The 24,833-nt window shown below is 48.9% G+C and carries 27 protein-coding genes; all 27 read left to right on the top strand.

Annotated features, from left to right (window positions below; all coding sequences use genetic code 11):
- The first annotated feature begins 11 nt into the window (after nucleotides 1-11).
- The 27 genes from HUU10_04425 to HUU10_04555 all read left to right on the top strand — a co-directional run bounded on the left by HUU10_04425 (nucleotide 12) and on the right by HUU10_04555 (nucleotide 24,792).
- Complete coding sequence (locus HUU10_04425) at nucleotides 12-479, top strand: hypothetical protein (GenBank protein NUQ80836.1); 468 nt, start codon at nucleotides 12-14, stop codon at nucleotides 477-479.
- Nucleotides 480-545: 66 nt separating this feature from the next.
- Nucleotides 546-1,940, top strand: a complete 1,395-nt coding sequence (locus HUU10_04430) for a hypothetical protein (protein NUQ80837.1) — start codon at nucleotides 546-548, stop codon at nucleotides 1,938-1,940.
- 19 nt (nucleotides 1,941-1,959) lie between these two features.
- Nucleotides 1,960-3,393 (top strand): hypothetical protein, encoded by a 1,434-nt coding sequence (locus HUU10_04435; protein NUQ80838.1) that lies wholly within the window; start codon nucleotides 1,960-1,962, stop codon nucleotides 3,391-3,393.
- Between the two features lie 105 nt (nucleotides 3,394-3,498).
- Nucleotides 3,499-3,885 carry a hypothetical protein gene (locus HUU10_04440; protein NUQ80839.1) on the top strand — a complete coding sequence of 129 codons (387 nt, stop codon included), beginning with the start codon at nucleotides 3,499-3,501 and terminating at the stop codon, nucleotides 3,883-3,885.
- Nucleotides 3,885-4,301, top strand: coding sequence for a hypothetical protein (locus tag HUU10_04445; GenBank protein ID NUQ80840.1), 417 nt, complete (start codon nucleotides 3,885-3,887; stop codon nucleotides 4,299-4,301). The genes HUU10_04440 and HUU10_04445 overlap by 1 nt, the downstream gene beginning before the upstream one ends.
- Complete coding sequence (locus tag HUU10_04450) at nucleotides 4,292-4,708, top strand: hypothetical protein (GenBank protein NUQ80841.1); 417 nt, start codon at nucleotides 4,292-4,294, stop codon at nucleotides 4,706-4,708. Before HUU10_04445 ends, HUU10_04450 begins: the two co-directional genes overlap by 10 nt.
- A complete protein-coding gene (locus HUU10_04455; GenBank protein ID NUQ80842.1) occupies nucleotides 4,683-4,907 on the top strand; it encodes a hypothetical protein in 225 nt (74 codons plus the stop codon). Before HUU10_04450 ends, HUU10_04455 begins: the two co-directional genes overlap by 26 nt.
- Entirely contained in the window at nucleotides 4,904-5,989 is a 1,086-nt protein-coding gene (locus HUU10_04460) for a hypothetical protein (GenBank protein ID NUQ80843.1), read from the top strand. The genes HUU10_04455 and HUU10_04460 overlap by 4 nt, the downstream gene beginning before the upstream one ends.
- Nucleotides 5,986-6,705 (top strand): hypothetical protein, encoded by a 720-nt coding sequence (locus tag HUU10_04465; protein ID NUQ80844.1) that lies wholly within the window; start codon nucleotides 5,986-5,988, stop codon nucleotides 6,703-6,705. Before HUU10_04460 ends, HUU10_04465 begins: the two co-directional genes overlap by 4 nt.
- Nucleotides 6,702-7,184 (top strand): hypothetical protein, encoded by a 483-nt coding sequence (locus tag HUU10_04470; protein ID NUQ80845.1) that lies wholly within the window; start codon nucleotides 6,702-6,704, stop codon nucleotides 7,182-7,184. The genes HUU10_04465 and HUU10_04470 overlap by 4 nt, the downstream gene beginning before the upstream one ends.
- Before the next feature lie 10 nt (nucleotides 7,185-7,194).
- Nucleotides 7,195-7,740 (top strand): hypothetical protein, encoded by a 546-nt coding sequence (locus tag HUU10_04475; GenBank protein NUQ80846.1) that lies wholly within the window; start codon nucleotides 7,195-7,197, stop codon nucleotides 7,738-7,740.
- On the top strand, nucleotides 7,737-8,609 hold the full coding sequence (locus HUU10_04480) for a hypothetical protein (GenBank protein ID NUQ80847.1): 873 nt from the start codon (nucleotides 7,737-7,739) through the stop codon (nucleotides 8,607-8,609). The genes HUU10_04475 and HUU10_04480 overlap by 4 nt, the downstream gene beginning before the upstream one ends.
- On the top strand, nucleotides 8,599-9,546 hold the full coding sequence (locus HUU10_04485) for a hypothetical protein (GenBank protein NUQ80848.1): 948 nt from the start codon (nucleotides 8,599-8,601) through the stop codon (nucleotides 9,544-9,546). The genes HUU10_04480 and HUU10_04485 overlap by 11 nt, the downstream gene beginning before the upstream one ends.
- Nucleotides 9,543-10,559, top strand: coding sequence for a hypothetical protein (locus HUU10_04490; GenBank protein NUQ80849.1), 1,017 nt, complete (start codon nucleotides 9,543-9,545; stop codon nucleotides 10,557-10,559). Before HUU10_04485 ends, HUU10_04490 begins: the two co-directional genes overlap by 4 nt.
- Nucleotides 10,559-11,089 carry a hypothetical protein gene (locus HUU10_04495; protein NUQ80850.1) on the top strand — a complete coding sequence of 177 codons (531 nt, stop codon included), beginning with the start codon at nucleotides 10,559-10,561 and terminating at the stop codon, nucleotides 11,087-11,089. Before HUU10_04490 ends, HUU10_04495 begins: the two co-directional genes overlap by 1 nt.
- Nucleotide 11,090: 1 nt before the next feature.
- Nucleotides 11,091-12,266: a hypothetical protein gene (locus HUU10_04500; GenBank protein ID NUQ80851.1), complete on the top strand. Its 1,176-nt coding sequence runs from the start codon at nucleotides 11,091-11,093 to the stop codon at nucleotides 12,264-12,266.
- A 64-nt stretch (nucleotides 12,267-12,330) separates the two neighbouring features.
- Complete coding sequence (locus HUU10_04505; GenBank protein NUQ80852.1) at nucleotides 12,331-14,034, top strand: hypothetical protein; 1,704 nt, start codon at nucleotides 12,331-12,333, stop codon at nucleotides 14,032-14,034.
- Nucleotides 14,035-14,044: 10 nt separating this feature from the next.
- The gene (locus HUU10_04510) at nucleotides 14,045-14,578 is read left to right on the top strand and encodes a hypothetical protein (GenBank protein ID NUQ80853.1); all 534 of its coding nucleotides are present in this window, start codon (nucleotides 14,045-14,047) and stop codon (nucleotides 14,576-14,578) included.
- 24 nt (nucleotides 14,579-14,602) lie between these two features.
- Nucleotides 14,603-15,121 (top strand): hypothetical protein, encoded by a 519-nt coding sequence (locus HUU10_04515; protein ID NUQ80854.1) that lies wholly within the window; start codon nucleotides 14,603-14,605, stop codon nucleotides 15,119-15,121.
- A gap of 139 nt (nucleotides 15,122-15,260) precedes the next feature.
- Nucleotides 15,261-15,482 carry a hypothetical protein gene (locus HUU10_04520; GenBank protein NUQ80855.1) on the top strand — a complete coding sequence of 74 codons (222 nt, stop codon included), beginning with the start codon at nucleotides 15,261-15,263 and terminating at the stop codon, nucleotides 15,480-15,482.
- A 211-nt stretch (nucleotides 15,483-15,693) separates the two neighbouring features.
- A complete protein-coding gene (locus HUU10_04525) occupies nucleotides 15,694-17,517 on the top strand; it encodes a hypothetical protein (protein NUQ80856.1) in 1,824 nt (607 codons plus the stop codon).
- A gap of 286 nt (nucleotides 17,518-17,803) precedes the next feature.
- The gene (locus tag HUU10_04530) at nucleotides 17,804-19,432 is read left to right on the top strand and encodes a hypothetical protein (protein NUQ80857.1); all 1,629 of its coding nucleotides are present in this window, start codon (nucleotides 17,804-17,806) and stop codon (nucleotides 19,430-19,432) included.
- Nucleotides 19,429-20,094 (top strand): hypothetical protein, encoded by a 666-nt coding sequence (locus HUU10_04535; protein ID NUQ80858.1) that lies wholly within the window; start codon nucleotides 19,429-19,431, stop codon nucleotides 20,092-20,094. Before HUU10_04530 ends, HUU10_04535 begins: the two co-directional genes overlap by 4 nt.
- On the top strand, nucleotides 20,095-20,892 hold the full coding sequence (locus tag HUU10_04540; protein ID NUQ80859.1) for a hypothetical protein: 798 nt from the start codon (nucleotides 20,095-20,097) through the stop codon (nucleotides 20,890-20,892).
- Nucleotides 20,889-21,761: a hypothetical protein gene (locus tag HUU10_04545; GenBank protein NUQ80860.1), complete on the top strand. Its 873-nt coding sequence runs from the start codon at nucleotides 20,889-20,891 to the stop codon at nucleotides 21,759-21,761. The genes HUU10_04540 and HUU10_04545 overlap by 4 nt, the downstream gene beginning before the upstream one ends.
- Nucleotides 21,758-22,984: a hypothetical protein gene (locus tag HUU10_04550; GenBank protein ID NUQ80861.1), complete on the top strand. Its 1,227-nt coding sequence runs from the start codon at nucleotides 21,758-21,760 to the stop codon at nucleotides 22,982-22,984. The genes HUU10_04545 and HUU10_04550 overlap by 4 nt, the downstream gene beginning before the upstream one ends.
- 26 nt (nucleotides 22,985-23,010) lie before the next feature.
- Nucleotides 23,011-24,792, top strand: coding sequence for a hypothetical protein (locus HUU10_04555; protein ID NUQ80862.1), 1,782 nt, complete (start codon nucleotides 23,011-23,013; stop codon nucleotides 24,790-24,792).
- Nucleotides 24,793-24,833: the final 41 nt, after the last annotated feature.

Here is a 24,833-nt window from a genome sequence, read left to right on the forward strand (position 1 = left end):
AAAGGGCCACAATGATTGACAGACAATTCTACCGGCGGGAGATCCATTCAATACTTTCCCCCCAACAACTCGATCAGATACGAGAAGTCGTTGATTCGACACCCATGGCAATTACACTCACGCCAAGGGAACTCCTCAATTATAATACCCATGAACTGGTTCAACAGATCATAAAAGAACATCTGGAGAAGAACAAATACTCTCCGGCCAAAAAGAAACCACGGGGTGTAAACCAGGCCATCAGATTAAAAATCGGTCTATCCATATCAGGAGTTAAGCATGTCAGGCGAGCCGCCTGCAGATCAATTTCCGATAAAATCAAATACTACGAAAAGCTTAACAGGCTTATTACGCGAAAACAAATCATCTCTCTTGCCGAACTAAACAAAAACCTCATCGCAGACCAACACACCTCTCTTACTTTTCAGATGATAGTAAATTATGGCTACGAAGAACAGCATAGCAGACTACATCGTTAGTACCTAACTACTGACCAAAAACGGTTCTATTCTTGTACCTAACGGGAACTCAAGCAAGGAACCGCTTTGGAAAACCAGAAACTATATGAAGTCCATTTAACACCGATACTCAAAAGTGTCGAAGGTGGTGATGCCGATGAAACCAAAGATTTCATTCAGGCCACCATCGAGGGAATTGCCAGCGATGGCAGTCCTGATATCGTCAATGAGATCGTTGTTCCTGAAGGCATAGACACCACCTATGTCAAACACGGACTTGCCAGGATCACAAACGATCACAGCAAGGACCCGGCAGACTTCATCGGATTTGTTGACTCCATGACTCATCAGGGAGGGCAGACCCGGTTTCGTGGCAGGATTTTCGCCAAAAAAGGTACTCCCCAGTACAAAGTGGCAAAATCCGTCATCGGTGATCTGGAAAACATAGCCTTGTGGAACCAGCAGTATCCGGACAACCCCAAGACGGCCGGATTCTCAATCGAGGGACTATCTCTAAAGAAAGACGGAAAGCACCTGAAAACCTTTGTGTCTTCCGTTGCCTATACGAGAGGACCACAGAACCCCCGGGCAACCATGACTGCATTCGCCAAATCCATCCTCGGAGCGGATTATTCCAATTTCTCCGGTGGTGACCCTGGACTGCAGACTGGTGCAAGCGCCCTGAGACCCGAGCAAATCAATAACCAAACGAGGAACGCAATGGATAAGATTAAAACCTACGCGGACGCCTTTGCTTATTTCAAGTCTCAGGGCAAGTCAGATGATGAAGCCCGGAAACTTGCCAATGAGTGGCAGGCCGATCAGAAAAAGAAAGACCAGGAAGTGAATGACGGAGCAGTTTCCGCACTTGCTGATATGGAGAAATCCATTCTGGCTATTTCTGATATGAACGGACAACTCACCCAGATTGCCAAGTCAATCGGTGAGATCAATACCAGCACCATGACTTCCATCCAGAAGTCCATGAATGCCTACCGTGCTGATTCAGACGCAAACGCCGGTGAATTCGTCTCCGCTATGGAGCGAACCGGTGAACTCAACGGAAAAACAGCAGAACTGGTTGCCAAGCAGACCGAACTGATCGGATTGATCGGTGGAGAAAGCGCGAAGGTTTACAGCTCTCTTGCGAAATCCGTTCATGCGCTTCTGGCAAACAGCCAACGTCAGGCCGCCCAAAACGAATCCATGGTGAACATGTTCGGTCAACTGGCCGATCTCGTCAGCCGTGTGGTCGCTGGCCAACCCCTTTCGCCCATCACCAAGTCCATCACAGGACCCGGTGGAAATCAGCCGAGCAGTGAAAATGCCTACTCAAAGGCCATTGAAGTCATTGCCAACGCCAGTAAAGAAGGCAAGGTAGATTCAAACGATCTGGCCATTCTTCATTATGACAAAACCGGAAACTCCCTGTCCCCCATGGCGAAGAGTATCCTGGCTAAAGAAAACATCACCCTTTCCTAACTGAAGGAGACCCATTACCATGGAACAAGCCCAATTTCAAACCCTGTCCCCCGAGGAAATCGGGCGGCAACTTCAGGCGATTATGAAGTCGCTTGACGGCGGTGGATATAACAACTTCTCCGGAGGCGTTGATGCGCTTCAAACCGGTGCAGGTGCTCTCCGCCCTGAAAACCTTGATCATGTGATTAAGGACCTGACCTTTAAGGACAACATGGCCACCTTCTGGAAAGACGCTCCCAAGCGCGATTCCAAGACCATCGTTACTGAAGCCGTCACCCAGGATCTTGGGACCACTGCCGGATTCTACGAAGACGGTGGATTGCCACAAACCGGAACTGATCATTTCGCCCGTTTGGTTCGGAATATCAAATTCATCGGGGTTCAAGGAAAAGTGACCGGCGTGGCCAATCAGCAGACCCTGATTGCACCCGCAAAAGCCACTGAAACCAACCTGAAAACCAAAGCGATTATCCGGTCGCTGGACGTTGAAGGTCTCTATGGGGATTCCGGTGTGAACGAACGGTCGTTTGATGGAATTATCAAACAATTCACCGATAACCTGCCTGCAGGCTATGTTGGACAGAATATCATTGATAAGGCTGGAGCAGCTCTGGAAATCGAGGATTTTTCTGATGCAACCCGGATCATCGCTGATAACTACGGAAACCCGAACAATGTGAAGTTGTGGACTGGTTTCGGTGCTGTTAACGAAATGAACCAGGCTCTGGGAACCAGTAAGCAGTTCTATGTGAATGGCAATGGTCCGATTGGTGGAACTCCCATCGGTTATAAACTGGGTGAAAACAGCGGTGGTATTGTGACTCCATTTGGTGCGCCGGTTGAGATTAAAACCGATGTTTTCATGGGCAAGCGCCGTCCGATGAACCTGAATCAGGCTCAGGATGCCACGGTTGCTGTTGGGGCATCTACGACCGCCGCCACCGCCACCGCAGTTGCTGCTGACGAATCCAACTCGGTGCTTCCTGTCGGTTCTGTTTACCGGTATTTTATCACCACCGTTTATCTCGATGGTGAATCAGCAGCCCACATTCCTGCTGACGTGACTCTTCACGCATCAACCAAGCAGAAGGTGACAATCACCATTACCCGTACTGGCGGAGCAACCGAAAAAGGATACCGTGTTTGGAGGTTGAAAAGTCCGTCCTCAAATCCGCTTTCCGCAGCCGTTCATATCGGGAATGTCGCAGTTGCCGGTGCCACGACCACTCTGGTTGACCTCGGTGCCGTTTATGATGGAACGACCGATGTTTTCATGATTGACTGGAGCGAGGAAGTGTTCCGCTGGGACGTTCTGCTCTATATGCAGAAATTCGATATCGCCTCTCTGGGTGACTACGTTGCATGGATTCAGCGTAACTGGTCCACTCCGTTCCTGATGCAACCCCGGAAAATGGTGTTGTTCAAAAACGTGAAAAGCTATACCCTGAAATAACAGGTAAATGACCTGATGCACGGGGCCGTCTTCTTCACTGGCAATGCCAAGGACGGGACGGCCCCTTCGTATTTATCCCCATCCCAATCATGAAAGGGCCATGTCATGGCAAAGCAAAAACAAAACGCAGGCGAGAATCCAACCCAATTGCCGGAAGAAACGAAACCGGCGGAACCCACGACCACCACTCCCGAAGAAGCAGCAACCCCTGATGCTCCCGGAGTGACTCCGAGCGAGACGCAGGACAATAACCCTGGCCAAACGTCAGACACTCAGAGCCAGTCGCCGGAAACGCCGGCCTATGAGCCAAAGGTACGGTACAAACATTTCAACGGTGGATCCGGTGTGGTCAACGTCAGCCTGACCGTTGAAGGTGAATCTGTTCAGTTGTCCGTTAAGTATGATAACTCAACGGGTATCGTGACTGACCCCCTTACGGATGAGCAAGCGCTTCAATTGACAGAAACCACCCATTTCAATCTGGTTCAGTAATGATCAGCATTGATGGATTTTTAGCAGAATCTTTCCGGTTTGCTAATGACCGGTGGGACAGCCAGGAGTTCTCGGTTTCGACGACCGGGATATTCTCCTACGATAAGTTCCAGCACTTTTTCGGGTCCCTGATCGGGACGATTCTGCTTTTTATCCTGCTTCTGCTCCTCTGTAATTCAGGACACGAAATGATCCTGTACTCTGCATTAACCATGTTGACTCTGGGTTTCCTTTGGGAAATCAAAGACGGCTTCGTCCCGGATAAAGACCCAAATTACATCCGTATTGGTAAATGGGTTTACTGTTTTGGAGGAGATGGATTCTCATGGAAAGACCTACTCGCTGACTGGATAGGTATTCAGATCGGCATGTTTATCACTTCATTTCTTTTTCAGGTTTTCAGGTTATGGAACTGATCTCTTACCTCAGTCCGGTTGTTTCCGTTATCGCCGCAGTCATTGCGGTTATCTTCTCTGCCAGAAAGGAAAAGCGAGAAGACTTTACCGCTGTCAATGAAGGAATGAAGAACCTGGTGGAGGGAATGCAGGCAGAGATAGACATTCTGAACAAAAAGTTCTCCGATTTGGAAAAGGATTACGCCACCGTCAAAGCCGAACGAGATATTCTGTCTGCAGAAGTAAAGCGATTAAAACAGGAGAGCGGTGTTTTGGAGACACAGATCAAACTCCTGCAAAAGGAAAAAGACCTGGACGCCCGGCAGATCAGGGAATTCGCAACCACGATTGAACGGCTTAATGAACGTATCGCTCAACTTGAAAAGAGAGAGGACCGCCGGGATGGACTGGAAAAAACTCCTGTTTGATAAGATCAAGGATTTTACAGGGATTAAATTCATCCTGAGTATCATCGCCATTTTCCTGATTGCAAAAGCAACGGACACCACGATTGCCATCCTGATCTTCCTGTCTGCCATGGTAGGAATTTTCGGGCGGACAGCCCTTGAACTGGCCGTCATCTTCTTCAGCGGAAAGAAAAACCAACCGTCCGGGGAAGATAAATGATTCCCATCGGGACGCCATTCACGTTATCGTACCAGCACGATCCGACCAATCAGGCCATCACATCGGTACAGGTCAGCATCATAAATGCCTATGGCTTGCCGATTACGCTTGAAGGCGACACAACCGCACTGAATCTGGCAACAACCCAATCTGGTTCAACCTGGACGACCGCATCTATAACCATTCCGGAGACCGAGAAATCTCAGGACGTTCGGGTTTACTACACGATAAAGAATAACGCTGCCACAATTACCCCGAAAGCCGGGTACAATCCCCTCCGGGAAAAATTGGAAGTACCGGACACATTTGATATTGAATACGTCAGCTCAGAATATTTCGAGACCTTCTTTATTGCCAAGAGTTCGAAAGCTGATGCCCACTTTGAGGAAGCAATTGAGAATTTCCTGGCAGCCAGTCCGACCGGCTTCAAGCCGTATATCGACCGGTCAGTCGCAGAGATTGAGCGGGATGGACAGTTTTATCTGGGAAAACGTCTTATCGAAGGAGAGAGACGGGATTTTTACAACCAGGAACCGTTCATTGATAACCGGTGGATGACCACAACCGACCGCGGACCAATTATCAGTCTCGAAAAGGTCGAGCTGTATTTCGGTAAAAACCTGATTGCAAGTATCAACCCGGAATTCTTTGTCGTTCACAAAAAATCGAAACAGTTTGAAATTGTGCCAACCGGTGGATTCATTATGAATATGGACCAGACGGCAGCACAGATACTCAGCCCCGGTCTTTACGGATCCAGCCCGTACCTCATGGCAGGCAGCCGGGTTCCAGGCTTTTTCCGTTATGATTATTATGCAGGGATTGATTTCCCCAGTCTCCCGGTGTACGAGCAGGAAAGCATCAAACAGCTGATCTGCCTGAAGACCCTGATGACGGTTATTCCAATGGTCAGTCCGGAGTCCCGCCAGGCATCCATTTCAGTTGGAGTGGACGGGGTAAACAGGAGCCAGTCCTACCGCCCTGATCAGTTTATTCAGATGATTGACCGGGAGTATCAGAATTCACTGCAATCCCTTCTCCGGAATTACGGAAACAGTGGTGTGGATATCGTTGTAATATGAGAATCTTTACCCAGAGCGATTACGATTCACTTCTGAAGGTATCCGGCAGCGATGCAGATTACTACGCCGGTCACCTTTGTTCCTGCCTGGCCGACAACAACGGCCAGCCGGATCCGGATTGTGATTGCGTCTTCGGGTTCCGGTATGACAGCCCGGTCACGACCAAGGTTCAATACAATCAGGTTTCAGAATATCTGCAGGTTCAATCAAATGGAAGGATTCCGGCAGGAAGCTGTAACATCACTTTTTATCCAACCTATCGGGATTCTGTTACCCGACAGATTGTTGCCTCCGGACCGTACAATACCGTACAAAACGGCGACATTCTGGTATTCCGCCGGCAGGTACTCCCAGACAGGCAGATCATGATAAAAGGCAGTCAGGAGGTTATCTATGCTTTTGGACTGTCTCATATCAACCGGGTTTCCTACCGTTCGACCGAGTATGTTGCAGGAGAAGATTACGACACCGAACCATTCACAACCGGCGGATTCACATTCACCCGGATTATCTGGTTAGAGGACGGAAATCGTCCAGAAGAGGGAGCCAGATATGTTGTTGAGTTTCAGGCATGGGAGCAATACTACTGCATGAAGCCGATTAAACAGGACCGGGGAAGCGATGAAATGAACCTGCCGAAAAAGATGCGGTTCGTTAAACGGTCCTATGAATTTCAGAAGCCAGAGGAGAGTGGGTTCGATAACCTGTCAATATGAAAAAGATCGTTCTCACCATACTTGCCATGGTGATCTCATTTGGAGGTGGATTTTATTCCGGGTGGGTCTCAAAGAAACCTGAGACCGTTACCCTTATTGATACAGTCATTTCAGTTCCGGCTGTTACCCGGAACGACCTCCCGCCGGCAGTAATCACCAGGAGACCGCACGGAACGGCCCTTCCCGCTGCCAACCCTGGTGATTCTGTCCCGGTCGGGCAGGCCACGTCAGATCCAAAGACCTTTGATTGGCACATCGAGACGGATAGCACCTTTATTTCTGGCTACGCAACAGTCGGTATAACCGGCGAACTGGAAGCGCTCGGGGTGGATTCTCTCTGGGTTCAACCGCCGGACATTCACTTTCAGGACAGTGTGAACTGTCCGGAAATTCCGGACGAATCACCGTTTAAAGATTACGCCATCATCGCCCTTGCAGCAGTGGTGGTGGTTGAGACGATCATTATCCTACTTAGATAAGAGGCCATAAATGACGATCAGAACATTCCGGGGAGACACATGGGAACCAGCAAAGAATTGGACGCTGGAAAACATCTATGACGACCCGAAGGCAATAGTTATCAAAGGTGGAAAGTTCACCGTGTGGGACATGCTGGGAGTCAACAAGGCTTACACCGGCCCCACAAAGAACGGAATGCTCATTATTGAGCCATTTACTGACATCTATAAGACTGAGTATTCAGCTGAAGACGTTCTGAAAAATTGCATTGAAACCATGGCTCAAATGGAATCAATCAATCTTTTCCTGAATGGGAAAGCAATCATCCGGGAAAATCAGGAAGGTGTCTTTTACAGGAATCAGGCATACGCACAGTGGATGAGATCCATCGGACTGAAACCGGCAACGCGCAGTTATCACTTTGCCGGGAAAGCCGTTGATTTTGACGAAGAAGGAGCCAGCGCAGAGCAGACCAGGCGGAAGCTCGATAAAGTCTGGCCATTCCGGATGGAAACCAATACCCCGAACTGGGTTCATATTGATACAGGGAAAGGTGTCAAACGGTTCAAACCATGAGTGGATACCGGCCAGTCCTTCGTTTTGATTTCGGTGAAATTGCTCCGGCGATTAACCGGGTAGCGGCTGGAATTCAGTCGCTTACTGGTAATTCTCCGAGAACAACGGAAGCCGTTGATCAGGCCGTTGAACTCATCCGGGATGAGTGGGGTGGCGCGGTTCGGTTAAAAGCCCCACAGCACGCCAGCTGGTATGTGCCGGCAATTGTCCGTACACCGGTCGAGGCAGGAGATAACATCATCCAGGCAGAAACATACGTTGCCAGCCCATACGATAAGCGGGCATTACGGGTGGAAGAAGGAACCGCAACCGATTGGGACATGAAAGCCCATTTCCTTGCAACCAGCCTGAAGGTACGGGTTTCAAAAGCCGGGTATCGGTACCTGATTATACCGATGAAACATTCAGCCAAGAGCCTGCAGGCGGCCGGTGTTTATAAGCAAGCAAAGAAACTTACCCCATCGTTTATCACTGGTAAGCGAATGGAAGGGAGCCAGCAGGGAGCCAGTGGGTATGCAGAAGCCGTCCAACAAAGAGATACAGGGTTCAACTCCGCGGGAAAGCCCGTACCGTCCGTCCGCCGGTATGTTTATACATGGGGTGGCCGGTTGGAATCACAGGAAAGGCACCTGAATAACCTGTACCGGTTCGGACACACGAAAACCGGCGGGGTTCAGAATTCAACATACCTGACGTTCCGGACAATGAGCGAGAAACCTGGCAGTTCACCATGGATACAGAAAGCCAGACCGGGAATGAACGTACTCAAAGGGGTGCTGGATAAAAACAAAAACCGGATTGACGGAATGATTCAGGGAGCCATCCGTCATGATCTGCAGGAAATACTGAGGTCGATCAGTGCCAATTAACGTCACAACCCTAACCATTTATGCAAATACCTTCGGTGGTGAGTTAGAACTGAACGTCACTTACAGCGCAGAGGGTGGAGAGCATGATTTCTTGTTTGTCATGAGGAAGAAAGGGTCTGCCATCACCAACGGTGAAATAACGGCAGCCCAAACAGCTATTGGCAACGGGACTTATGAACAATTGGTATTGGATTCATGGAATGAGCCTACCAAACGCAAGGACCTTCGGTATTTTGACCGTCTTGTTCATTTGGTCCCGAGGTTCATTGACATTGAACAACTGAACAACGGGGATACTTATCACTATCACCTGTTTGTGGGAACAGAAGGTGCCGGGTGGACATTTGGGACCGGACTCAGTGTCAGTGGGACACCAGAAAACGGAGTCGAATTCCCGAAGATTGATCCGAAGGCAGAGGTCGTTTCTGCCCTCCGGTTTGCTATCGGACAGGCACCCATGAAGGCTGGATATGCCCTGAAGGAGGGCAAAGATTTTGAAATCGTCACGTCTTACCCGAAAACGCAGGTCAAGGCCAATACTACTATTTACCAGGTAAGCCGGATTAACGGAGACAACATTGATACCCTGATGGATAATCAGGATTACGATGAAGGGCCGAACCGGGTTAAGACTTTTATGGATTCCGATGTCTTCCGGATAGAGTGGCGGTGCCCGGAGGCAACAAGACGGGACATTGTTACCCGGTTGATGAAACTTGTCCGGCTTCACATTATTCAGTACCTGCAGAAACGAGATAACGGTATCACGTCTGTCAGAATGAGTGTTGGCGGCGACATGGAGGAGATCCGCGAGGAGAGTGGGGGGATTGAATATATCGGGTTCATGAACGTCATGCTTCAGGTGCAGATGCAGATTACACTCACTAATCCGGATGTTCATCCGGGCATCATTGAACAGGAGTCCAGTTTCTCATGAGCAGAACGATTCTTATTGATGACCCGAATGCAGGAATACCGGTAGATGCCATTGTTTACCGGAAGGACTTTGATATTGATGCAGTGATTGATATTTCAACCGATCAGGCGAAGGAAGCACTGTTTCAGCAGGGTTATGATTATCTGGAAAGCCGGAGTGAAAACATTTTGGGTGATGGTGTTCAAATCAACATCACCGACCCGGTAACGGTCAGTGATGCCCTCCGCATTCAGAAATATGCACTGTCAGAGGCGCAGAACTACTGGGTAAAACCGCGCCAGTTTAAGAGCATCTATAAGGTCACCCCAAGAGTAATCGGATTAGACTCGAAGGTCAACAGTTACTACTCTGGTCTGGTTTACTATCCGTCAACACCGATGGACCTGACCATTCTTGATACGGCGATTGAACTTATTTCCAGGCATAACGTGAAGGATGCACAGGCCGACAGTTACAGCGTTTCATACTCATCCGGAAATGTGACGCTTACTGTAAATAAGGTTAATCACGGTCGTCAGGTAGGGCACCCGATAGTGGTAACCGGGCTCTCCATTGCAGCCTATAATCTGGTCGGATTTATTACCAGTGTTCCATCGACCGGCCAGTTCCGAATCACTTTCCCATGGCCAAGCAATCCAGGAACACCAACCGGCACGCTTAAATACTCCTCAGAACTTTTCTTCTATATGAGAGGGGATGTCCAGTTAAAACTATGGGAATTGAATGAGACACCGGGTTCATTCCTTGCTGAGGTTTATATCCGGAATCAGGAAGATGAAGGATCAATCTCCGATCTGGGATTGGCAACCACATTCCCAACAGACACAAGCGGGTACCGCCTGCAGATAACACAGAATGACGGGGTGACCACCACCGGGGACCCAACAGTGGATCCAAAATTTGCCATGGAAAGCGTCATCATGCCAGCTGGCGTAACACTCGATGAACCATACGCAGACTGGTTTCTTCTTACCAGTGGAGTAATCACCAATTTTACAGGATTTCCGGGATAATGCCACAGCCAGTAACCTCCCAGAAGCGATTGCCGAAAGCCATGTTTGAACGGGTAAACGGGCGGACCAATCAACGGATATTTGAATCCATCGCTCTCGACAGACCATCATTTCTTCATACCTATGTCGGTCGCAGGCACGCAGTTGAGATTTTTGATCTGGATGACACTTACTCATCCGGCCTGTCCCTTGCTTCGAACGCTGAGTTTTCCGGAAACAACATCACAGAGGCATTTACGGTCTACAAGACAAGCGGTACGCCTCCGTCCGAGGATAACTACCCATCGTATTTCCCCACCAGCCCGACATACTGGAAGATGAAAGCGCTCGATCAGACAACAGCGCTTGACGGGTCCTATCAATGCAGGATTGATAAGTCCGGGTCCCCACACAAATTAAGATTAACAGCAACCGGTTCATCCGCAGAAATCACATCGATGGCAGATATTCTTTCTGCCGGGCAATTTCTTGTGGTGATTTACCGGAGAGCAATTGGTTCAATTTCGTCCATCCCATGGACAGAGGTGTAAAATGGAACGAGTCGTAATAGAATGCAATGGCGCAGGAGTACTGGAATCCGTCAATTTCCATGTTTGCTACTTCGGAGATATCTCAGAAGCAGCGATGAATGCCATTGTAACTGACATGACGGATGGGGCTGCGACAACAATAGCGGAATTCAATAACCTGTCACAGTCAGAAAAACACATCTATCTCGGACCCTACTTTGCGGATCCTGCTTACGCAAGACCAGCAAAGATTCATTCAAAATCACTCAAAACAAATGGTGCTGAACTCGGTGCGGATTCCGATCTGATTACCGAGGTTTCCGGCTCTGATGGACAGTCGATGGATATTCTGTTTGTTGGAACGGAATACGGATATGGGTATATCATTAAACGAATGATTTCCGGCGCATCCGGTTACGAACCGGCAGAATTTGAGTACCAAGATTTACACCTGCATAACGCAGGGTTTTCGATTGCCAGCATACCGGGGTGTATCTATTATTCAACGGGAGCGACATCTGGGCAAGCAAATAATGCAGGAGCTTCAAAAAGCACTCTTTATTATGATGATACAGCAACAAATAATTGGATAAACGTAATTGACGGTCACCCACGAAAAAGGGCCTATGGACCCCAGGGAAATATTTATGTGCAGGGGGACAATAATGCCGGGGGTTCCACCTATCAGATCCCGAAAGCAATAGCAAAAAGAGATTTTATCTGTTTTGGTGCCAGCCTCAGAAATGTTCCAAACGACCTGAGCACGCTGGCTATTGTCGGAAAAGATTCTGGATATGGAGCCGGAATTACGGCAAGCGTAGTGAGCGGAAAAATACAGTTTAATGTTGATGGGTGCGTGGCCCTGCTTTGCGATGGGAACTCTGGCCGCCCGAATGTTCCGTCTGCTAACCGATTCTGGTTCATGTTTGTTGCTCATGACACGCAATCTTATTTGGTTGTAAATGGAGTCACCATGAACGTCATGAGGACCGGCGGAGTGACCCCTCTTACAAAAAGCTATTGGACGGGTACCATCCTTGACGCGAGTTCTCTGTGGAGATTTTTCCGAGGGACTGACTATGGGGTGAGCGGTGGACAGCAATGGGAGTTCGCTCACAGGTTTCTTATCAACAACACCCCGAGTGACGACACAATTACAAAGATCACTGCCCTGATGAACCGGATAAATCTGATCTGATAAGCATAAACACTGACCAAATGACGGAATATCTTCACCCATTGAACATAAACTGGAGTCCCCCATGGGCGGAATCTTAATTGACGGAAAACTGGTAAAGCTCCCAGGCACCTACGTGACAACCAAGGTGCAGGAATCCGGTACTCCCGTATTTTCTAATTTTAACATTGCAGCGATTGTCGGAGAACATTTCATGGGACCGGTTTATTCCGCGACCCCGGATGACATCATTGAAATGATTCCTGCATTCTCATCCCCATCTGAAGCTGCACGGGTTTATTCTGAAGGGGATATGATTACTCAATTCCGGCAGATGAGAAAGAAGACCACCAGCCCGGTCCTGATCCTGGGAATGGGAAAGGTGACAAAAGTGTCATTCACGCTGGTAGATGATGCAACCCCAACGCCGAATGATGTTGTGACTCTGACCAGTAAGCTGGGCGGAATTCCAACCAATGCCATTTACATGGCTATCACTGCAGTTGGTAATGTGAAAACCGTCACGATTACACCGCCACATTTGATCAAACGTCTGGTCGCGGATGCCGCGAGTGGCGCAAAAGTCCTGAAGTTGACAAACGTGGACGGGCTTTATCCGGGAAAAACCATGTTCCTGTCTAAGTCCGGAACAGGCACTCCTGCTTCCATCACCATTGAATCCGTTGATTCCGTCAACAACACAGTCACATTGACTGCTGCAATTGGTGCAGCGTACAGCACAGCCAATTTCAGTTTCATTTTCGACAAGGATCTGTCCAGTCAGGAAAAGGCATCATTTGATACGATGACCCTTGAACAGTTTACGAACTGGATTAACACCAACAGCCGGATATTTACTGCAGAAATCGAAACAGGTGCCACAACCGCTCCGGTTGCCTTCGCTGAAAAGCATGTTGCATCGATCACGGGAGCTACACCTGCCACCAATACGGCTTTGGTAGATGCGGATTGGTTGACGTTTACCGATGAATTTTTTGGACTGGCGGAGGCATACTATGCAGCAAGCCGCCTGAAAATCCGGCACCTTCTGATTAAAAGCACCTCGGCCACTCACCATGGGTATTTGAAAACCATGGCAGCAAACATGAGGGCAGACGGATGGCCAATTCAGGTATGGACCGGTGTTGCATTGGGTGATCACAACCAGGCAGAGTCCGCATCCACTCATCCGATTGCCCGCGCAAAGGCCCTTGCATCGCAGGATATCATTCTGGCCGGACACGGACTTGACGGTCTTTCTGCAGCGCTCTCTCTGGCGCCTCGGGCACTCGGGGAAGTTCTGGCAGCCGATACTACCCACAACCTGACCAATGACAATATGGATGCTGTTCAGGTTGAAAAGCTCTTCGGAACGAGCAACAAACTCGAAGCCGAACGCTGGCTTTCCGCTGGGGTTCTATTCTGTCAGAGCAAAGCCGATGGTTTTCGCGTTACCCAAGGGGTGAATACCTATCAGGATCAGAACCGGAACTGGAACGCTCAGGAAAAAGCCACATACCTCATCATGCAGCGTCAGCTGGCAGATGAATGGAATGCGGATGCAAGGCTGAATTTTGAGGACCTTCATGGTGCAGATAATCTGACTCTCAGTCTGATCTCCGGTCGTGCCGTTGCCTTCCGTAACACCAAGGTCGATCTCGGAAAAGTCACCGAAGAGACCACGGTATCATCTATCACCAAGACCGAAAACGGATGGAGAGTCGCCTGGGACGTTCATTTCCCGAGCGCAGATGACTTCATCGAACTGGTCACGAACATTATAGCCTAAGAGGGTTCCCATGGCCGATAAACCACAAGTCAATATTAAGGACGCCAAAGAGTATAATCAGGCGAAGAGCGGAACCGCGAAGAAAGTTCTGCTGATCGATGCCAGTACATTCGGGGCCGGAGCGCCAGTCGTTATCCTCGGCAGGATGATCAATTTCAGTTGGAATGAACAGTATGCAGTCGAACCTATCCCCGAACTGAACCGTGAGCAGATCAACGAGGTTGTAAAAGGTGCAATGGGACTCGGCCAGGCCAGTTTTCAGACATGGGAGACGTTCGGCTCCAACAACGACCTGCCATCGGCTAAGAACCGGCCGGAAATGATTGCCTTTGTCGTTGAAGGGGATAACGAGAAATTCGCTGGGGCTGTCACCCACTGTTTCATCGGCGTTCATATCACCAATCAGGGAGCGCAATACTCCGGGCAGGGTGGAACTGTTTATCGGAATGGTTCGGTCGTTTATCGCGAGAGATTGACAGCCGCTGAATATAAGGCCAAGTATGGTGCTGCTTCACCAGACGCACCATTTACCATCGCCAGCTAATCTTTCATTACACAGAAGGGCACCATGAAAGAAGAAATCACCGTTGAACTGCCGGGAGTAGGTCACTTCCGGTTTAAGGCATATCCGACAATGGCGGACCACCTGAGAGTAGATCAGGTCCGCCGGTCCTACATTCCTGATGAGACGTACCAGGATCTGTCAAATCGTCTCGCTCAGATCAAGATGCAGATCAATGATATTAACCGGTCACGGTACGGTGACGAAAAGTACAACGAAATCACCGGAAAACTTTCCAGGTTCTATGACAAGCAATTACTGGAACCATTGACTGAAGAAGAATCGCGGGAATATGCCGGCCTTGTTGCGATGACCTACCATCCTCAATTCTCACCATTAATGATTGAACTCAACACCCGATTGAGCAATCTGGATAATCTGGCGATGCTGACAGCAATGGCGATCAACACACCGGTACCCGTTACCGATCTAACCCCTTCACAATTTGCCGATCTCTGGGGAGCCTACGAGGTCTCCCGCAGGCCCTTTTCTCGCAAGCCTGAAACAACGGTCGCGGGTTCTTGATTATACCGCACCAGCGCAATTCCACGGCGACATAGAATTTGTTGCCAGATCCAGGCAGTACGAGAAGAGTCTTTTAGCGAGATTCAGAAAAAAGTACAGTCTCCCTCCAACGGATCCCCGCGTCCAGAACGCAACCATTATGGACCTGCTTGAGGATGCAAATGAGGAACTATACGATTGGTATAATGACCTGTATGACCTGTCAAAAGACGGGACGCTTGACCTGATCAGGCGTGACCTGATCGGAGAGGAAGCGTATATCAGAGAACAACGGGAATCGGGCATGGCAGCGTTATCCGCTTTCCTGAACTCCCCATCAGAGGAAGAACCCCAACCAAAATTCGAGGTCCGGAATGGATAGTCAATCAACAATCGGCGTAAAAGTCCGGGTCGATCTTGAACCAGGTAATTCCGATTCACTCATTCAGGAAATTAACCGGGTTTCAGCAGCAGGAAACCTGGGAACCGGCGGACCGGTTGAATCAATCCTGCAGGCCGCCGCCAGTGGACCGAACGGAATCCAGGGTCAGGCAAACCGCGCAAACATCGGACTTGAAGCCTACCAGTCCGCCATGGACGCTTTTTCTCTGGGAAGCATTAAGGGGAACAAGCACTTCGAAGATTACAATCTTCTGTACCGGGAATGGGACCGCCTGACCGACAAAACATCTCCCGAATCGGTCAAACTTCAGGAAAAAATGAAGTCGGCCCTCGACCGGATATACCGAGAGCAGTTCGAAGAATCAAAGAAGATCGTAGAAGCACGAAGGCAATTACTCAATACTGCATTTGGTCAGGAAGGTGGAAGCGCGATTGCTGACACGATCATGAACCAGGCGAGAGACACCTACCTGAACACAAAAGATGCAACCGGTGGATTGGTTCCACCAATGGAGGACGGTGGAAAAGGTGGTATGAATGCAGGATTGGTCCGATATCTTGCTTCATCTGGTTTGGGTGCGTTAGGCACAGGGTTGAGCCTTTACGCTCAACATGAGACCGCATGGGGGACAACCGCTATGAGTCACTATAACGCCCAAATGAGTTATGAGATGAATAAATTAAGCACGGCCCTTGGTTTCCTTGGGACAGTGATTGGTGGAGGCATTGGGTTTGCTTCTGGTGGGGGGCTATTCGGAGTAGCAGCCGGTGGTGCTATTGGCGCAACACTTGGTGGTCAATTGGCAACGTTTCTTAATATTGATAATGTTAATAAACAGAAGTTCATCAACGCTGTGGACCCAACAATCAACCGTTCATCGCAGGCATTCGATAATTATTCGGTTTCTGCAATGAGGGCATGGAGACGAGTCGGAGCGGAAAGTCTCTCCGAAAAGAAAAGCTACGAGAGTCTGGGTTTATCTGATGCAGACATAGTTGCGATGAAAGCAAAGTTCTCTGGTGTCTATGGGTATTCGGATGACCGGTTCGATTCCATGTTAAACTATGCCAAAGCAAACGGCATGGACCTCATGGAGGTCGCAACCCTGATGGGTTCTGGACGTTTCGGGTTTGATATCGGAACCAGCAATATAGATAACCTTGCCAGACAAGCGGGCCTGACCACCGGTTCACAGAAAGCAGAACTGGCAGGATGGTTGACCGGCCAGGCAGGATCCGTTTCCCAGATGGGATACTCAGGGCAGGGGATTGGCAATGCTATCCTCTCGAGGCTAAATAATCTGAATCCAATCTTCGGAGCGGGTTCCATCTATTCAAATCCACTTGCTTTTGCCGGACAGTCCATGGGTCAGCTTGACCAATTAACAGGAAGTCTCAGCAACCCAGCACATTTCGCAATTCTGGCACAGGCGTATGGTTTGGGCACCGAAACAGATTACGCAGGATTTCTCAAAAGGGTAAATCAGGGGTATAACCCAGAAAATCTGAAGGATGTCGCTACTACCCTCAGACGGTTATACGGAGGGGACGAAACCCAAATCAGGCTTGCAATTCAGAACCTGACAGGTTCAAAAGACAATAATTGGTTGAGCAAAGTCTCCGGGTTCATCTCATCAGGCAATCTTGAGGCACTTAAAGACTACGGAATGTCATCAGACGACACAAGAGCTGATGGAGTAACATACACAACCCAGGCAGAGAGAGACCGGGCGAGACTACAAAACATTGATTTGCGCACCGGTAAAGAGGCCGCAGAATTTATTCGGAAGAAGGCTATTGAGGAATCAGAACTTATTAATGACATTCTGATTGGGAGCAAGGACGGACTTGTTAAATATTTTGAGGAGATGAGAAAAGCCCTAAACGGAATGAGAACCATGATCAACGGGGTGGTGGCAAATGTTACTGCAGACAATGAAAATGTAGTTCAACCAGCAAATAAGGGCAGTTATCAGATTACCGTCCCTGGTAAATATACGAGTGGCGGAAATTAGGAACTCTTGTTTACAACATTAAAACTGATCATTGCGGAAAAAGCAAAGACAGCTGCAATGGTTAACAATGGAATACTATCGTTAGCGATAAATGAGACAAAAAATATGAGAAACAGAACAGCTGACAACCATCCAATCACAAGAAATGGTGTTTTCTTATAGATTGACCCGCCGCAGTGATGGCACCGGCTTGCTCTTGCGTCAAGGTCTTTTTTAAAGCAGTGGGGACAGACTCTGGTATCCATAAACATCCTTTCGATTTACAGAAAGTTAGGAAAAATGAGCAATGACAACAACAATTAAGGGACAACCGTCAGTCATTTTCTACCGGTTTTCAACAACCGGGGACCAATCGAACGCGGTTGACCTTTCTCCGTTTGTTGAATCGCTCCGCATTGACGAGGGAATCCGAAAGGAAATGACCGCGACAATAACGGTCAAAGCGCATGCAACCAAACTGATTGCCGGGTCCGCGCAGAAACAATCAGCCTCGTTTCCGTCAGAACACCAGACACTGTTTGAACCATACTCAGGCCTGATCATGATCGTCAAGCCGGACAGCAAAAACCGAAATCAATACGATTTTGTGGGCTTTCTCTCCGACTATGATTACGACCGGCAAAACGGGAACAACAGAAGGTCCACTCTTACTGCAATCAGTCTGATGAGCGCGATACTCAGCAGGGAGACCCGGTTCTTTTTCACAGAACCTCAGATGATTGAACAGCTGAAGCAATACCCTGAGTTAGAGGTAATCACTGAGTGGCTTGCAAAGGCTGCCACCGGCGAAACGGCATGGAATAGTCTCTCTGATCTGGTCACATACGCAATCGAGACCACCAGCACTCTGCAAAACATGAGCCTCGGGAAAAGTCAATCAGCCGGCGGGGTGAAGCTCCGGGATAAACTGCAGGTATGGGTGAAGGATTACCCGGGAGATACATTTGTCAGGCCAGACTTTTATTCCTTCCAAGGCAGTCCGAAATCAATGATCGATTCACTGGTGGAACCCAGCCTGTATGCCCAGTATGAGACGATGATTGACGGAAAACCCACCTTCATTATCAAACCATTCCCATACGAATACCGAAACCCAGAACTCCGGAAGGCTATCATGTTTCGTTTTGGGGGGACTCAGTATAGTACCATTCAATCACCCGGTAATACATTGGATGCCGTAGGAAAAACAACACAGGAAATTGCTCTGAGCCGGTATTGGGATGAACCGGGAGCTTTCCATACCGTTGACCGGGATTCGGTTCCGGGGGAGAGGGTCCGGGTGAATGACAGTGAACTGTTCACAATTCACACAACACGGGCAGCCACAGATGCAACCGCCCCGGCAAAGGATTATATCCTGAAAAATATTTACAACATCCCGATGATCCGCCGGTATGGAATCCGTCTCCGTCAAACAATTATCAATTCCATTGCTCTTACGGGAAAGGCAGAGCAGGATGAGATGATCCCGGCCAGCAAAACCGGAACGACAAAAAAAGAAACAGTTCCATCACAGTACAATTCCATCCAGTTCCAGAAGCGGAATTTACTTTATTCCTATTACGCCTATCCGTTTTATTACGAGGGAAGTTTCTCGTTCAAGCCGGACCCGGAACGATCACCGATTAATACCGGCGACCGGGTAAAGCTCATGCACATACGGAGTGCAGCAGGAAATCCGATTCAGGTCATGATTTCCGGGAAGACCTATCATTGGAATCACGGGGGCGCCTCCATGTACTCATTTTCATTTATCAGAGGCCATGACCCGGAAATGGTAAAGGCGTTCTGGATGGAGACCGGCAATAAGGCAATCGCAGGGGAGGTGCTGACCGTGACCAGTGATGTTCAGCAGGTGGTTAAGGCTTTCACCGGATCCCTTCGCGAAATGTGGGAGGATTTTGCGCCAGTATGAACACCTACTATCCAGATAACAGAAATGAAAACCATGGGAAATACACCGGGTATTTCATGAAGGACGAGCATGGAAAACTGATCGGCTTCCAGGCAGACCAGTTGGATCTCTGGTTTAACCTGCAACAAATCAGCATTCTCGAACCAGCATCACCAGAGCGGTACGGAAAAAACCGGATTATCGCTTACACTCGGACAGAGGAAGAAAGGTACCAGCGTTACGCATGGACTTATCTCGATGGGGAGAAGTACAAGATTCTGATTCTCGGTCCTATCCGGTCTATTCGTGCATGGCCGGAAGGATATGACTTCCAGGCGAACACCAGCCCAGAGTCGATCGATCTTGAGAGAGACGGCCCGGATACCTTTGTGGAAGTCACCCGGCAACCAGACAAAGTGACGATCCGGACATCCGGACTTACGGTTACAGCCGACCAGAGTGGTGTTGCTATTTCAGTCGGAAAACTAACCATTCACAAAACCATATTTAAAGCAGACGCGGAATCCATGAAGGACACGCTACTGGCAATCGCTGAGAGACTGACTACATACGTGAAGGGATTTCAGAGTCCTCCGGGGACACAGGGAGGCCCGATAACCAACACATCTGATCTGACAGTGATTCAGGATATAGAGGACGAACTGAAGAAGGTATTCGAATAAGTGGCACTGTTTTCCATCCCCAGCCTGAACTACATTGTTCTGCAGTTGGTTGAATCCAACGGGATTACCGGAGAAACCCGGGAGGATGCCATTTTTCTGTTTCAGAGGTTGCCAACCGATATCAGTTACACCTTTTCCGGCCGGGACGTGATCAGTAAAATCGGAACCCGGTTTTACAATGACAGTTACACAAAGCAACCAACTCAGGTTTCCATAAACGGAAATATGGGGATGATGGCATTGTGGACCGGCACGAAGTACACGACCGGTCCGGCCAGAGTGGATGCAATCGAGGATATCATTGTTTCCCGCCTCGACCAGGTAAACAGCCGGTACTCTAAGGCAAGTCAGCAGAAGGAAAATCAGGATAACCTGACCTTCTATCTCAATTTTTATGATTTTATCAACAAACGATATTTTCAGGTTTATCCGGCAAGTATGATGCTCGGCAGGTCTGCCAGCAGGAATCCGTATTCAACCGTCTATCAATTGAGTCTCATTGAATCCGGCGAAATTATAACCGCAAAGCAGGAGGATGTCATGTTGACCGTTCTCCTGTCTGCCCAGCGGTTGCTGGCAGATGCAGCAGAAACCGCAAACGCCGCAGTGGATATTCTGATCGGTAATGATGCCGTTCGGGCAATAAGCGCATTCGCGATGCTCACGACAGAGGCCCTTGTGCTGATAAACGAGATGAATGAGCAGGCATCGGAAATATCTGGAAACCTGATTCAGAACAATCCGTTTAGTGATTTCCTCGCCAGCGCCAGCGTTTTTTCATCGGAGACCATAAGATGACAGAACAGCAACAGAAGGTTCTGAACCTGATTGCGAGTTCAAGATATGAACTGTCACTGAGGTATCCGGCGGATCCGGACGATCTTGATTTTATGGAAGAACCGGTTTATGAAGCGGTTGCCAGTCTTTGGCAACTCGAACGCTCCGTTTACGATATGACGATTGTTGGCCGTGTTCAGAAAAAAGGGACAAACGGCATAAAGACCATCACTGAGTATTCCAGAAATCCGGGGGAAACGCCGAGAGAGGTGGCGAGGAAGTTTAATGCCAATGTAGAAGACCTGATCAATATCAACGGAGGATTGGATGCCTTTTACGCTTCATCTTCGGTTCGGGTCCCTGTCCCGGTATCAGGTATTGTAACCGAACAGTTTGAAAAGGTTCCGACATTCACCGAGTCCGGAGGGGAGGAACTGCTGGGAACAGACATCACGCGGACGTTTAACCGGAGAAATGTGGGAACAGAGGAAGACCCGTTATACGATCTGGACACGTATTCCGGTTATACAAACCTGCAACAGGGAATTGCTCATCGGTTACGAACAGAAATCGGAAACCTGCCATATAACAAACAATTCGGTTTACTCCGGACGGTTGTCAGCAGCCCGGCCGAAGTCAGGGATTCAATGAATGCAATTGCCATCGACAGAACGGTCATGGCTGATGCGAGGATATTGGAGATTTCAGACATCCGGTTTAATGGTGCCAGGGTAGAGGTAGATGCCATTCCGATTACCAAGGCCGTAAATAAATCATCGACCGCTACTGACAACTTTTTTGACGATCCGGCGCGGGAATACATCCTGCCGCCACCACCAGAACTGGAAGCGCCGTCAGTCACCTTTATTGAAAGCTATCCATCACTATGAGAGAGCCAGAAGCCATAACCGCCCGAATGATCCGGACATTCTCTGCCCTGAACGAACAGGTGACTTATTTCGGAGATGACGGGATTGTCCGAAATATTTTCCAATCCATATCACAGGCATTGGCCGATCAGGAATTGGAACTTGCCCGAGTAAAACGTGCATCCAGCCTGGTGACTGCATCCGGAGATGATCTGGATACGCTTGCGGTGGAGATTTATGGAACCAGCCGGAGAGGACCGGCAAAATCAACGGCATTGGTAATTGTTCAAGGTCCGACAGGGGTTCAGGTTCCAGCTGGGACTGCATTTTATCACGCCACAACCGGTGAGAAGTATGTTTCAAAGAACGGAATTACCATCGGAAGCACAAATCCGGCGGTCCCGGGTTCTCCGAATCCAAACGAACTGTATTTTCCAGGCTTAGGCAATCCCAGTCTGGAAGGAGCCGATGGTAGTATCAGTTTTGGTCATTGGGTATGGGTAGAAAGCGAAGGGACTGGCAGTAAGACCCGGGCATCGGCCAACACGATAACCGTTACTCCAAATGCAGCCTTAACCGTTTTCAATCCGGCACCAACAACAGGTGGAGAGGACACTGAATCTGACTCGGAACTCCGGTCACGTTTGATCGGGATGAATCTGCTTAGAGCAACCTACACCAACTCATTTTTCGAAAATATTGCTATTGAGGCCAACGACACGATTCAGAAAGCTCTTGTTCAGTGGACGTATGGTGTTGGCATATCCGTCTTTGTCTGCAACAGGAGTGGGTGCCTCTATACGGCCAACGAACTGACCGCAATCAACGATTATATCGTCAGCAAGATACCTGCATTCTTCCAGGCCAGCCAGAATACGGTATCATTCGCCTGTTCAACGCAGAACGTCACCTATACTGACATTGCAGTCGAATTCCGGGGAAAATTCACACCAAGCCCAACCCTGATGGACACCTACATTGCCATTATCGACCGAATGGCCGACCTGTATATCAATCCCGGTCGGTTGACGTTCGGGCAGCCGGTCTATGATGATTCTGTTGTGAAGGCTATACAGGAGACAGGGCTTGCTTTGGATCTCCAATTAAATTCTGTCCTGCTTAACGGGTCATCTCGGGTGGATCCTGCATTTAATTCAATATGCAGGATTGGTTCGGTTAAACTCATTGACGACCTGACCAGCCAAACAATCAACCTCAGTCTGATTTCTGCATCCAACCCATGAGAAATATCAGGAACATACTCAGGCGAATGCCGGTAACCCGGTTCATCCCCTTTATGGATATGAAGCCGGTGTTCTTTCTTCAGGCAGATCGCGGCATCCGCGAGGTACACACAGATGAACTTCCGAAACTCTCCGAGACCGACCAGATCGACATTACGGAAAACCTGTGGAGAACAGGTAGCGAGAATGTCTATTTGTCATCCAACCTGCTTAGGGGAAAGAAGTCTTTCCTGGTTGAGTCTGAGTTTACCGATCTGCTGAGTCAGAATGGAGCCAATGGGAGTTTCCACGAAAACATCACCGGCTGGCAGTGTAAATCATCCGGTGGTGGTGTTCTGTCCGGCAGGCTTTTCCATGAGACCAACCCGGCTCACATTCAGAAAGGTGCCGGGTCCCTTCGCCATACCGATGCTGCAAACACAGACAATACAATTGAACCAACCAATACAATTGCGCTCGGTGCAGGAACCCACACATTCTCAGTGTTTGTAAAGACAGCCAACACACAGACCATTGCCGACCTGATCAGAATTATTAAAGTATCTGACTCGTCTGTCCTTGTGACCAGTGGATCCGTAGAGACAAATAACGTCTTCCAGCAAATTACAGTCACGTTCTTCACTGCCAGCCCGGTTACTGTCACACCAAAAATCAAAACGGGTACTGCCAATCAGAATATGTGGATTGACTCTGCCATTTTCTGTCAGTTGACGTTTGCGCCAACCTTCCTCCGTACAAACAGGACAAAACCGAACTTTACATTTTTGGTAGAAGACATACTCGACCAACCATCGTTCTCGGTCGTCACCTGGTTTAATATCAGGGCATTCGACAACACAGACAGTACTTTCCATATTGTCTGGGAAGGAACCGATGCAGGAAGCCCGGAAAGTTATATCCGATTAGGATACAATGGACAGACTGGAAAAATCCGGATCGAGATGCAGAATGAACTATCTGAACAGTTTCAGCTTGAGGGGACCCATCCAGCAATTGATACCGGCAAGTTCTATGGATTGGCCTTTCAGTATTATCGGACATCAGGTCGTTTCCTGTGGGTGCTGACAGAGGACTCAACCCAGCAGGTCAAAATGAGCAATAACGTACAGACCAGCCTGACTATCCCACCATCGCTCAGTGTGGCAAACCTATCGCTCGGTCATAAATACATGGCCAACGACAAACAATCTCTGTATATCAATGGGGTAACCATTATCTCAGAGACCGTCAGCGAATCAGAGTTGCGGGAATTTCTGCTGTCAACCGATTACCCGTACTCCGTTCAGGAGTCGATCTATTACGCGGTTGCAAAGGAGCATTATCGGACGGCCGAGGCAACGCGGAAGGTCGCTGAATTCGGCATCTTTAACGACAGCCATCTGAAGGTGCTACTCAAAGAACGAGGCCAGTTCCCCCTGATTCTGCCGTGGGCAGAAACTCTCATGACGGCAATCAACTACTATGGATATGACGATCTTCCCGGAGAGAAGCCGGATGCCAATCAGTACCGGGCCATGGTCTGGAAGGATATTGTACGGGATTACGGCACCATAACAGGCATTGAGAACACAATCAAACTACTGACAAATGATGAAGATGCAACAGTCAGTTATTCTCCGAGCAGGTATTTTGTCAACGAGCTTTATCCTCCTTCTGACCCCATTTACATGAGCGAGGATTATACGTTCACAGCCACCTATACCAATAATACAGAAGCCGGCGGCCGGTTTATCCCGGACGATCAGATTCTGGCGTTTATCAATAAATATGTTTGTCCGGTCTACCTGACCCTTTCAAAGGCCCCATAAAATGAGAAGAAACCTAAACCCACTCAACACATCTAACTTCA

This window comes from Bacteroidota bacterium (assembly GCA_013360915.1).
Lineage (GTDB): Bacteria > Bacteroidota > JABWAT01 > JABWAT01 > JABWAT01 > JABWAT01.